Annotated in this window: 11 protein-coding genes and 1 tRNA gene; 4 read left to right on the plus strand and 8 right to left on the minus strand. The window is 42.7% G+C overall.

Annotated features, from left to right (window positions below; translation table 11 throughout):
* Positions 1-48 precede the first annotated feature (48 nt).
* The 4 genes from K9J17_07600 to K9J17_07615 form a co-directional block, all read right to left on the minus strand.
* Positions 49-639: a YceI family protein gene (locus tag K9J17_07600; protein ID MCF8276583.1), complete on the minus strand. Its 591-nt coding sequence runs from the start codon at positions 637-639 to the stop codon at positions 49-51.
* Between the two features lie 66 nt (positions 640-705).
* The gene (locus K9J17_07605; GenBank protein MCF8276584.1) at positions 706-3249 is read right to left on the minus strand and encodes a T9SS type A sorting domain-containing protein; all 2544 of its coding nucleotides are present in this window, start codon (positions 3247-3249) and stop codon (positions 706-708) included.
* Positions 3246-4403 carry a class I SAM-dependent RNA methyltransferase gene (locus tag K9J17_07610; protein ID MCF8276585.1) on the minus strand — a complete coding sequence of 386 codons (1158 nt, stop codon included), beginning with the start codon at positions 4401-4403 and terminating at the stop codon, positions 3246-3248. The genes K9J17_07605 and K9J17_07610 overlap by 4 nt, the downstream gene beginning before the upstream one ends.
* 1 nt (position 4404) lies before the next feature.
* Positions 4405-5304 (minus strand): flavin reductase family protein, encoded by a 900-nt coding sequence (locus tag K9J17_07615; GenBank protein MCF8276586.1) that lies wholly within the window; start codon positions 5302-5304, stop codon positions 4405-4407.
* A gap of 178 nt (positions 5305-5482) precedes the next feature.
* Here K9J17_07615 and K9J17_07620 point away from each other — a divergent pair.
* The 4 genes from K9J17_07620 (at position 5483) to clpX (ending at position 9086) form a co-directional block, all read left to right on the plus strand.
* Positions 5483-5567: transfer RNA gene (locus K9J17_07620), tRNA-Leu, on the plus strand.
* A 66-nt stretch (positions 5568-5633) separates the two neighbouring features.
* Complete coding sequence (gene tig / locus K9J17_07625) at positions 5634-7001, plus strand: trigger factor (protein MCF8276587.1); 1368 nt, start codon at positions 5634-5636, stop codon at positions 6999-7001.
* A gap of 108 nt (positions 7002-7109) precedes the next feature.
* Positions 7110-7769, plus strand: a complete 660-nt coding sequence (gene clpP / locus K9J17_07630) for an ATP-dependent Clp endopeptidase proteolytic subunit ClpP (protein ID MCF8276588.1) — start codon at positions 7110-7112, stop codon at positions 7767-7769.
* Between the two features lie 69 nt (positions 7770-7838).
* Positions 7839-9086 (plus strand): ATP-dependent Clp protease ATP-binding subunit ClpX, encoded by a 1248-nt coding sequence (clpX, locus tag K9J17_07635; protein ID MCF8276589.1) that lies wholly within the window; start codon positions 7839-7841, stop codon positions 9084-9086.
* A 76-nt stretch (positions 9087-9162) separates the two neighbouring features.
* Here the strand turns inward: clpX and K9J17_07640 are convergent, their stop codons facing one another.
* The 4 genes from K9J17_07640 to K9J17_07655 form a co-directional block, all read right to left on the minus strand.
* Positions 9163-9354 carry a hypothetical protein gene (locus tag K9J17_07640; protein ID MCF8276590.1) on the minus strand — a complete coding sequence of 64 codons (192 nt, stop codon included), beginning with the start codon at positions 9352-9354 and terminating at the stop codon, positions 9163-9165.
* A 66-nt stretch (positions 9355-9420) separates the two neighbouring features.
* Complete coding sequence (locus K9J17_07645) at positions 9421-10365, minus strand: sterol desaturase family protein (protein ID MCF8276591.1); 945 nt, start codon at positions 10363-10365, stop codon at positions 9421-9423.
* A gap of 59 nt (positions 10366-10424) precedes the next feature.
* Positions 10425-11252 carry an SDR family oxidoreductase gene (locus tag K9J17_07650; protein ID MCF8276592.1) on the minus strand — a complete coding sequence of 276 codons (828 nt, stop codon included), beginning with the start codon at positions 11250-11252 and terminating at the stop codon, positions 10425-10427.
* A gap of 52 nt (positions 11253-11304) precedes the next feature.
* Entirely contained in the window at positions 11305-12315 is a 1011-nt protein-coding gene (locus tag K9J17_07655) for a GNAT family N-acetyltransferase (GenBank protein ID MCF8276593.1), read from the minus strand.
* Between the last annotated feature and the right edge of the window lie 131 nt (positions 12316-12446).

The following is a 12446-nucleotide window of genomic DNA, read 5'->3' on the forward strand; positions in this document are numbered from 1 at the left end:
AAAAAGAGGGAAGCTTTTGGCTTCCCTCAATGTCTTTGGTTCAGAAATTTATTTAGAACCTTTCAGCGTAACGCTGAATTTTAGAATGTCATCAATTGCTTTATCGCCTAGGTCATCGAAGAACGAACCTGAACCATAACGAACATCGAATTTTGAACGGTCAACTTCAATATTAGCGGTTGCAGTCATTTCACCACTGTCAGTGTATGTGATAGTTACTGGAAACGTTACTTCGTGCGTAATTCCTTTGATTGTCAAATTCGCAGTGATTTGATTTCCGTTCGCACTTTTGATGGCGATGTTGGCGGTTTTGAATTTCTCCACGTTGAAGAAATCCTCATTCTTCAAGTGACCTTCCAATTTCCCTTTCATGTCACCGTCAAGGTCTGTTACTGAAATAGTGGTCATGTCAATTGAGAATTTACCATTTGAGACAACACCACCAGAAATCTGTAGGCCACCTTCCATCAGGTTAACAGTGCCAGTGTGTGTTTTTCCTGTGATCTTAGAGCCTGACCATTCAATTTTGCTGGCTGCAGCATCTATCCGGTAAAAACCGTCAATGTCAGAAGTTGGGGTAAAAGCACTCAGAACCACGAAGGAAATGATGCTTGAAATGATTGTAATCTGCTTTTTCATTTTTGTTTTATTTGTTGGTTTATTAAGTCAATGTTGCAACACTAAACTACACTTTTACAGTAATGTTCAATGCCCACTTACAATAAATCTGCCAACAGGTTTATTGCTCATGTCTGTTAAGTAGTAGACGCCACTTGCCAGTTGTTGGATGCCTATTCTTATGATTGAATTTTGCGATGGATTCAAAGATTGTTCTATTGTTCTTCCGTAAGCATCAATCAGGTTCAGATTTTTAGAAGTCTTCGAATCTTTGAACTGAATTTCCACGAAATCTGATGCTGGATTTGGCCAGATTTTCACTTCCAAAGAAGCTGATATTTGCTCTTCGCTAATTCCAACATTCAAGAAATTCCTCGTCTCAGATTCCCACAGACCGCGTCCGAAAGTAGCCGCCCGAATTACTTGAGCAGATTCTTGAATCTCCAATTCCGAAACAATCACATTCGGAAGTCCAGTCATATAAGGCTCCCATTCCGTCAGATTACGATCCCAATAATAAACGCCTACATCAGTTCCTACATAAACTCCACCAGCTGAGCTTCGCTCAATCTCGATACAGTTAACAGGAAGGTTCGGCAAATTCATGCTCATGTTTTCCCAAGTTTGGCCCGCATTGGTGCTTCGGTAAACTTTCTTGCCATCGGTATAACCGGAAAACGTTACCCAAATGGTATTTTCTTCAAGTGGATCAAAAGCCACATAGGTTAAATTATTGGTTGGAAGACCTGTGATGATATTGTTCCAAGTGTCACCAAGATCGGTAGTTAGACGTAGCGTTCGTTTCGATCCTGAAACGATGTATTCTGTATTTGTGTGGGCCACATCCAACAAGATCAGCGGACCATTATTGCCACTCGTAAGCGATGGCGAAAATTCGAACCAATCTGATCCTCCAGTATCTGAACGATAAACGATACTTCCTGAAGCTGCATAAAGCACTTGAGGTTCTCCTGGTTCCATCATAAAAGGCGTTACCCAAGCACCTTGAGCAGGGGCAATGTCGTCACCGAAAGAATTGCCACCGTCATCACTTCTATGCAACTCTCCATTCTGAATAGTGCAGTACATTATATTCGGATTCGTAGGGTCGATCATAGCTTCCATGCCATCGCCACCAAATACACCTAGCCATTGGTTGTTTTTCCATCGGAAAGTGCCGTTGTCTTGTGCTCCGGCCAAAATGATCGTTGGATTTGAAGGAGCATTTGCCAATCGGTAAAACTGAGTAATGGACATGCCGCTGCTTATGCTTTCATAGCCGTTGAAATAATGCGATCTCCTGTAAAGTCCACCATCGCATCCTGCGTAGAATTGGCCAGTAATAGGTTGATACTGTAGCCGATGCTGGTCTGCATGAACATAAACTCCATTTGCTCCGAACCAATGGCCATCAAGTATGAAGTTGGTGCCTCCATTGATTGATTTCCAAATGTTGATACCGCCAACTCTGACTTCATCCTCATTAAATGGAGACACGGCCAAATCCATGGAATACCAACCTTGTCCGCCACCTTCGATGCCAAACTCGTCACCAGACATCATGTTTGGTGTACTTGTTATCAAGGCCCAAGTTGCGCCTGAATCGTCAGAACGATAAAGACCTTCCATTCCTTCGTCTGACCGACTGGCTAGAGCGTACACCACATTAGGAGCTACTGGTGAAACGGCAATTTTCACGCGGATCATGGCATTTGAGTTCATGCCAGTTGTGCTTTCAGTCCAAGTCAGTCCATTATCAGTTGATATGAAAAATGGAGGAAGCGAACCTGAATTGGTAGAAGCATAGATCGTATCAGAACTGAATGGTTTGAATTCGAGATCGGAGAAATTCCCTGTCCTTGTTTGTGTCCAAGTTACACCTGCATCTTCTGTGCGGTAAATTCCATTTGTTGTGGCCGCAATCAAGACATTCGTGTGTGCAGTATCCATCAACATTCTTGTAATGTTATATTTTGAACTCACCGCAAAACTCAATCCTGTTGTGTCCCAAGTTGATCCACCATCCGTGGAAATCATTACCCCGTAAGTGTATGTGTCGCTCGCGCTTTCATCTCCCGAAGCGAGGTAAATCGTATCTGGATTGTGCGGGTTGACAACCACTTCAGCAATGCCAATATTCAAGAGGTCGTCTGTCAAAGGCTCCCAAGAAAGACCGTTATCGGCAGATTTCCACAATCCGCCACTTGGCGCTCCGGCCCAGATCTGATTGGTGTCTGTGGGGTGAAAGGCTACAGCGGAAATACGACCAATAGATTCGCCTTGTCCGTTTAGAGGTTCTTCAATTGGACCGATCAATTGCCAATCGCCATTGCTACCTCTGTATTGTTTTTGAAGTGCTGCTCGTTTAACTTCTTCGTAAATGATTCTGGAATCTGCTGCATCACCGTTTTCGGAAAGTCGCTGTTCTATGAACCATTCCCAACGTTTGAACTGTTTCCATCCTGATCCTTTAGGCCCTACGGAATCACCGAATTCGGCATAAAATGCCTGTTGCACATCTTGAAACCGTACATCTGGATCAGAGATCATCTCTCTCCAATTTCTCGTTTGAGCCTGCGCTCCCAAACCAAATACCACTAAGCAAGCTAGAATGCCTGTTAAAGCTTTCATGATTGGTGTTTTTTAGATCCTTCGTATACGTCAAAGCGTGCCAATCGGCATTCAATTGATCCGTTGAATAACTCCAGTTTGCTGGTTGATTTCAGGCCAACCTTTTTTAATGCGCCAAGATTACCGGTGATCATGAAACAAGAGAAACCTTTCCAGTTCTGCTTAAAAGCATCGCCTAGGTTTTTATAAAGTTCATCAATATCTTCCTTGTCCATGCGGTCGCCATACGGTGGATTTAGTACCAGCGTACCTCGTGTTTCCGTTGGTTTCAAGTCAAGGAATTCCTGCACTGAAACTTGAATGTCCTCATCCAATTCAGCACCGTAAATATTCTTTTTGGCCTTAGAAACCACATTTGCACTCACATCTGAAGCATAGATCTTAAGATGTGTATTAGAAATGCGTTCCATTGATCCGTCAATGATGGTGTCAAATAGTTTCTGGTCAAAATCAGGCCATTTTTCGAAGGAATAACCTAGCTTTCTGAACAGCCCGGGTGGCATGTTCAGGCCTTTGATGGCCGCTTCAATGGCAATGGTTCCAGAACCGCACATGCCATCATAGAATGGAGTAACTGGATCCCAACCAGATAATTCAACGATGCCTGCGGCAAGCACTTCATTTATCGGTGCTTGCCCGGTAATTTGCCTGTAGCCGCGCATGTGCAACGAATGCCCAGTCGAGTCAAGCGAAAGGGTCACCAACTCCTTATCGATATGAACATGTATAGGAAGGTCAGGATTTTCTCTGTCTACGTTCGGCCTATCTCCCGTTTTCTCTCGCAGTCTGTCAACAATGGCATCTTTTGCCTTCAGTGACATGTACAGAGAATGGGTAAACGTTTGCGAGTTGAGTGCGCATTTAATGGAGAACGTCTTATCGTTACTCAAATAATTTTCCCAAGGAAAAGCTTTGATCCGAGCGTAGTAAGCGCTCTCATCCATCGCAACGAAGGATTTGATCGGTTTCAGTACGCGAAGCGCAAATCGCGAGCGGAAGTTGACCTTGTATATAAAACCAAGGTCGCCTTTGAAGTAAACGGCACGTTTTCCGATTTCCACATCTCTAGCACCAAAAGATCTTAGTTCGTGAGCCAGAATCTCTTCGAAGCCTGCCAACGTTGTGGCTGTTAATTGATGGACGTCTGCGCTCAACTTATATGCATTGTATGGATAGAAGCATTTTCCATGCTTCGGTTGTTTTTCCCTCTTCTAACAAACGCTGCGCATTTTTGTGCAGCATGTGTTCCACCTCCTTCGGGTTCTGAGAGTGGTCTTTTATCAATTCTTTCAGATTAGCTTGATTGCAATATTCTTGAATTTCACTCGAAGGTGGTAGGGCAGAAGCCATGGCAAGTTGGCCAAGATCATTGCCTGTAAGTACCGAACTATGGCGGATGTTCAACGGTAATCCGTCAAATCCCATTCCTACAATACGACCTGGTTTTGCAACTTCAAAAACCGCATCGCCATGCGCACGGCAGTACCAATTCTGACCCATTCGGGCTACAAGGTCAAGTTTCTGTGGGTCGATATTGCCGTCTTCTCCGAATACATTTTCCGATACGTGGATTCTCACCACTTCAGAAACGACCAGATTTCCTGCGCCTCCATTTTCTCCCAAATGAATCACTTCGCGAACCTTGCATTCCAGTTGAACAGGTGCTTCCTTCACACGAAGCGCTTTCACCACATCAGAGGCAATACCAGTCAATCCAGCCTTTTCAAATTCATTCACACCGTCTTCAAACTCGCAACTGGCCAAATTCATTTGATGCAGAATATCGTAGCTAACCACGTTTATGACACATTCATTGGTAGCTTCCACATTATCCAAAGTGTGTTTAGTGGTATTTCCCTGAACGCGCCTTGCCGGAGAAAAAATGGCAATTGGTGGATTGGCACTAAAAACGTTGAAGAAACTGAATGGTGCCAAATTCGGTTTTCCATCTTTATCTACAGTACTCACAAAAGCAATGGGTCGTGGCGCAATGGCACTAAGCAACAGGCCGTGCAACTGCGGAGTTTCCATTTCCATTGGTGTGTAACTTCTCATCTAATTCAGAATTTGAATGCAAAGGTAACTGAACGGTTTCAAGTTGTCTTCAGCTTGAAAGCCACGTGTTCAAATCATCGATTTGGCAACATATTATTCAGCTGAAAAAAAGAGATGTTTGTTTTCAATAAAAAATTAACTTTGCCGTCCCGAAAACGGGATGGTTCTTATAAAACACGCGGATGTGGTGAAATTGGTAGACACGCCAGACTTAGGATCTGGTGCCGTGAGGTGTGTGGGTTCGAGTCCCTCCATCCGCACCATTAAAAGAGGGAACTGCTGAAAAGCAGGTCCCTTTTTTTGCTAATAGGAGTTATTAAAAACAATAAATGAGTACGATGAACATTACCAAAGAGAGCATTGACGAACTGAATGCACGGGTAACAATCAAATTGCAGCCAACAGATTATCAGCCTTTGGTTGAGAAAACACTAAAAGATCAAGCACGTAAGGCTAACATACCAGGATTTAGACCAGGAAAAGTGCCAGTTGGCGTTGTGAAGAAAATGTACGGTGCATCCATCTTGGTAGATCAAGTGAACAAGATGCTTGGCAATAAACTGTACGAATACATCGGAAACGAGAAGTTGGAGATACTTGGAAATCCGCTTCCATCTGCCACTATTGAACCAAAGGCCGATTGGGAGAATCCAGCAGAGATGGAATTTACCTACGATCTTGGTCTAGCGCCAAAGATCGAACTCGATCTAGGAAAGAACTTCAAGTTTGATTACTACCTGATTGAAGCGACAGATAAGGATATCGAAAGCTCTCTAGAGAACATTTCTAAACGAAGTGGAGAAATGGTGGAGCACGATACCATTGGCGAAAATGACCTCGTCAAGGTTCAATGGGTTGAGTTGAATGAAGACAAAAGCATCAAAGAAGGTGGTGTGCTTCACTCATCAAGCATTGCGTTGGATCGATTGAATGAAGATGTGAAGAAGCAGATCGTTGGTAAGAAATTAGGCGATGTTGTAACCGTGGTTTATTCTGATTTCTCTGTTAATACAGCAGATACAGCTGCCATGTTGGGTGTGTCGAAAGATGCGCTGGCAAACTTGAACAAGGATTTCAAGATCACTATTGAAAAGATTCAGCGCTTGAAGCCAGCTGAACTGAACGAAGACCTTTTAAAGAAAATGTATCCTGACGGATCTGTGACCAACTTGGAGCAGATGAAAGAGAAGATCAAGCAGGATTACTCAACGTACTTTGAAAAGGAAAGCGATCGGAAATTGAAGAACGACATCGTTGTTGATCTATTGAAAAACACGAAAGTCGAATTGCCAGATGAGTTCCTAAAACGCTGGTTGACCACCGTTAATGAGAATAAATCAAGCAGAGAACAAATTGAACTTGAATATCCGAACTATCGTGATGGGTTGAAGTGGCAATTGATTGAGAACAAGGTTATTCGCGAAAACGATATCAAGGTTACTTCAGATGAATTGAGAGACGGAGTTCGTGCTCAACTTCATCAGCAGTTTGCTTATTACGGAATGCAGCAAGCGGACGATGAGATCATGGATGATATGGTTGAGAAGTTTATGAAACGTCAGGATGAGGTTCGCAAATTGAATGATCAATTGTATGATCAAAAGGTAATGGAGCTATTCAAAAGCAAAGCTCATTTGAACGAGAAGAAAGTTAGCAGCGAGAAGTTCTACGAAATGCTAGCAAAAGAGAACGTTTAAAGAACAAATGGCAGTTAAAAACTGTCTTATACTGAGAATGCCGCGTATTGCCATTAATTGCGATATTCGGCATTCTTCGTTTTAAACAACAATAAGTAGCAGAAAGAAATGGACGGTAACGAATTTAGAAAGTACGCAATTAAGCACAGAGGCATTAGCAGCACCACTTTCGATAGTGTGATTGGCTCAATGACTCCATATATCATCGAGGAACGCTCGTTGAACGTGGCACAAATGGATGTGTTCTCGCGTTTGATGATGGACCGAATCATCTTCCTTGGAACTGGGATTGATGATACCGTGGCAAACATCATTCAAGCACAACTTCTTTTCTTGGAAAGTGCAGACAATAAAAAAGACATACAGATCTATCTGAATTCTCCTGGAGGGTCAGTTTATGCAGGTTTAGGAATTTACGACACCATGCAATATATCGCACCGGATGTAAGTACTATATGCACTGGAATGGCGGCATCGATGGGAGCAGTACTTCTTTGTGCAGGCGCAACAGGAAAGAGAACAGCTTTGAAACACTCTCGAGTAATGATTCATCAGCCATTGGGCGGAGCGCAAGGTCAAGCGTCTGATATCGAAATCACAGCTCGCGAAATTGCCAAGTTGAAAAAGGAATTATACGACATTATTGCAACTCATTCTGGACAGACCTATGATAAAGTTTGGGCAGATTCTGACCGCGATTATTGGATGACAGCGGAAGAAGCAAAAGCGTACGGAATGATTGATGAGGTTCTGGTAAGAACTAAATAAGCCGTAAATTGGAACCCAAAGCTGGACTTTACGATATTCCGTGAGGTCCAGTGAAAAGGATAGTGGAACATGAAGGCAAGTAAGGATAAAGAACATATCAAGTGTTCTTTCTGCGGAAGGGACAAACAAGACACAGCAGTGTTGATTGCTGGTATTAACGGACACATTTGCGATAGGTGTATTGCGCAAGCATACCAGATCGTGAACGAAGAGTTTGCCAGCAAACAGGATAAGACGATCAATCAATCATTGAATCTGCTTAAGCCGATTGAGATCAAAACCTTTTTAGATGAGTATGTCATCGGTCAGGATCAGGCGAAGAAAGTATTGGCTGTTGCCGTGTACAATCACTTTAAGCGACTGGTGCAAAAGCCAGACAAGGAAAATGATGATGTAGAAGTAGAAAAGTCAAACATCATCCTTGTTGGAAGAACAGGAACGGGTAAAACCTTGCTGGCGCGAACCATTGCTAAAATGCTGAATGTCCCATTCTGTATTGCAGATGCAACTGTACTTACTGAAAGCGGTTATGTTGGCGAAGACGTAGAAAGTATTCTAAGCAGATTGCTTCAAGCTGCCGATTACGATGCGGCTGCTGCCGAAAAAGGAATCGTTTTCATTGATGAGATTGATAAAATTGCGCGCAAGGGCGATAATGCTTCCATAACGCGAGATGTTTCTGGCGAAGGAGTTCAACAAGGATTGCTGAAACTGTTGGAAGGTTCTGTGGTTAATGTTCCACCTCAAGGAGGAAGAAAACATCCTGAACAAAAGATGGTAGCCATTGACACTAAGAATATTCTATTCGTTTGCGGAGGAGCATTTGATGGCATCGAGCGCATCATTGCCAAGCGTATGAAGAAACAGACGATCGGCTATGCATCTCACACGGGTAAAGAAGAGATTGATGAAGACAATCTGCTTCAATACATCTCGGCTCAAGACATTAAAAACTTTGGTCTCATTCCAGAATTGATCGGACGATTACCGGTTGTTACCCATCTTAATCCGTTGGATGCTGATGCATTGAAACGCATTCTCACAGAACCAAAAAATGCTTTGGTAAAACAATACAAGAAGCTTTTCAAAATGGACAAGGTTGAACTTGAAATTGAGGAAGGCGTGTTGGATTATGTAGTAGAAAAGGCCATCGAATTCAGTCTCGGTGCGCGCGGATTGCGTTCCATCTGCGAGGCCATTCTTATTGATGCGATGTTCGAGTTGCCATCGTCTGACGATAAGCACATTACCGTAACGGTTGATTACGCACGTGAAAAGCTGTCTAACTCTACCATCAGTAAGCTTAAAGCCGCTTAAGTCGATTACCATTGATTGAAAACTAAAAAGGCTGCTCCATCGGAGCAGCCTTTCTTTTTTAAAACTCGTTTAACGATTATTTACAAGTGTATCCTTGGGTCTCCAAAGATCGGATGTAAGCATCATACAGTTGTGGTGTTCCGTAATCATCACGGCAGATTTCTACTTCAGATCCACCTTGGTAAGTGCAGGTTTGACATTTTTTACAAGCAGTTGTTGAAACGGCAACTCCAACAAGCATGGCAAACAGTAAGTACTTTGATTTCATAGTGTATAAGATTAATAGGTTGTGCGACAATAATACCAACTTGTCACCAAATAACCATACGTAGAATTACTTATGTGCTACGATGCTGTTATTTCGCTCTCTACGCAACTGCTCAGAAGTCTTGCTTCTTCCATCATGACTCCATCCTGGTGCAGCAAAAATATATCCCAGCTTGGTCTTCAGGTCTGGTGCACTTTTCACATCCATCCAAATATTGCCGAACTCATGAAACGCAATTTTGAAGAGGTTATAAGTGTGAATATTGGAAGTGATTCCATAAACCACAGGATCAGATTCTTCTTCTTTCTGAAACGTGCCTAACATGCGATCCCAGATAATGAGAATGCCTGCATGGTTCCTATCCAGATAACGAACATTACTTGCATGATGCACCCGATGGTGCGATGGTGTATTGAAAATCCATTCAATCGGACCAAGCGATTTAATGGTTTTGGTATGCACCCAAAACTGATAGATCAGGCTGATTCCGATCATCGTAAAGATCATGATAGGATGAAAACCGATGAGAGGAAGCCACATCCAAAAAACATATTTATAGAACAGTTCTGTCCAACTCTGACGAAGCGCAACGGCCAAATTGTAATTGACCGAAGAATGATGATTGATGTGCGCAGCCCAAAGAACACGTATAGAATGGCTGAGTCGGTGATGCCAATAGAACGAAAAATCGTCTGCAAAAAAGAGAATAACCCAAGCGTACCACTTGTCCATTCCTAAATATTGCTTGAAACCCAAAAGATCGAATTGGTAGAGGTATAGGAAAAAACCGAAAGCTGCGAATTTCACGCCAACGCCAAGAATCAAAGAACCGATTCCCATTCCAATGCTTGCCAAACTGTCTTTTGGTTCATGCAGCTTGAGATTTTCACGGTATCCAATGTAGAACTCAAGAAGAATCAAGATTGCAAATCCCGGAACGAAGTAGACGGTTACATCATCTGTAAATCCCCAAACTTCGGGTGAACGATATATTTCCAGAAGACTTTTCATTGAAATTTTAACTTATTATCCGAAGGTAACGAGTTCAAAGGTCAAATTTCTGATCAATGTCACTCATCGTCAAATTTCTGATTTCGGCTGTTTTCAATTGGAGGCATAAGTGGTGTGTAAATCGATTCTCCACCGTCAACAGCAAGATTGATTCCAGTGATAAATGCGGCCGCAGGCGAAGAAAGAAAAACTACAGCACCAGCCACTTCTGCTTCTGTTCCCAATCTGAAATGCTGATTGTTCTTACCATATCCTCTCACGTATTCTTGAAACTGAGGCGCGTAAGTATCCAATCCGCTTGATTCGATGGTGCCAGGAGAAATACTGTTTATTCGTACACCATGCTTGCCCCATTCATTGGCTAGGCTCATGGTTAAGTTCTGAATGCCTGCGCGCGCAGCAGCCGAGTGTGCCAGCATTGGAAACCCATTCCGATTGTCCATGGTTATGTTGATGACCGAACCACCATTTTTGGAGAAAGATTGATTGAAAACCTCTTGGGTCAGAAAGAATGTTCCGGTTAAATTGGTTTCAATCACCGCATGCCAACCTTTTCTATTGATGAATTCTGCGGGCGATGGAAATTGTCCACCTCCGTTATTTACAAGCACGTCAATTCGTCCGTATGTTTCGATGGCAGCGGATACGCATGCTTTGATGCTGTCCTCATCACGGATATTGCACTCCAAGGCTATGGCTTCAGAACCGTCATCATGAAGAATTTTCAATCCAGCATCCAGTTTTTCTCTGTTTCGGCTTGCAATGATCAACTTGGCTCCAAGTAGGCCGAACTCGCGTGCAATTCGCAGTCCAATTCCAGTTCCACCACCGGTTATCAGCACCACCTTCTCTCTAAAAAGTCCTTCTTTAAAAACAGTATTTATCATTCTTTGATTGTTTCGAGTATGAGTTGAGCAGGGTTGGATTACTTCGCAAAGGTCAAAAAGAATCGTTGTCGTAGGTTGTAATTCCCCAATCAGAAGGAGAATGATAGTTCTCCATTTCATCCTCGTGAGTATAAAACAAGAAAGGTATTCGTTCTTGATAAGGGCCAAAGCTGAAGGAGTTACCCAGAAATCCTAATTGCTTAAGAACTTTGGCATCAACACCATTTTCTTGACTACAAGAAACAATGCCGGTGAAACTTTTTTTTACAACTTCCTGACTCAGAAAAGCAATCATTTTCTTTCCACTTTCTAAGGTGGTCAAACGCAGATCAAAGATCACCAACTTGTCCTTGTCTACATAGAACAGAATGTAGCTTCCATCGTCATTTTTCAATCGAAGGGCCAAGTAGTTGTATCGCGGATTGCTTAATCGCCAGTTGATCTGATCAGGGGTGCGCAACGCCCTAATGCTCGAAGAAATTTCTATTCTATTGGCGTCCAATCCTTCCTCAATAGCTTTTTTGGCTGTGCTGAGTTTGATTTCGGCTCGAACAGAATCCGATCCTTGTGAAAACCGACATAGGATTGTAGGTTTGAAATAGTAGCGATAATCAAATAAATGTTGCCAACCGATTTTGAGGAATTGACTCGTTGTTTGATCATTTCCCAAGCCGATAACAAAAAGATTTCCCTCTTCTTTAAGTTCTTGAAAACAGCGCCCTGAAAGTTTCTTAAGAATTCCTCTTTTCCGATGTGAAGGATGTATCATGATCTCGCACGAACGGTAAATCGTTCGTGGATTACCTGAAAATTCAAAAGTTTCCGAGGTAACGCCAAAAAAACCTCCCAAGTTCTTCGTGAATGTGTCAATTGCCACATACCCAATGAAACGTCCTTCAGGGTTTTGAATATATTTCCATCGGAAGTAATCAATATCTATGCTCGTTCCGAAACAGTCTTGCATGAGAGGAACAAGTTGGTCAAAATCGTTTGGTCCAATCCGCTGAATATCGTAGGCGAAATCTTCTGGACGCTTCAGGTATTTTTCTTGCTTAACAGCCATTCCCATCACGATTTTTTAAATCTCAATTCAAAGCCGACCATTACGCATGGATCACCATTAACCGTCCAAAGACTTCTAATGCTGTTGGCTCGATGAAATGTTGTTGGTTGCATGAAACTCAATTCGTGATG

The organism is Flavobacteriales bacterium, from assembly GCA_021739695.1.
In the GTDB taxonomy this organism is placed as follows: Bacteria; Bacteroidota; Bacteroidia; order UBA10329; family UBA10329; genus UBA10329.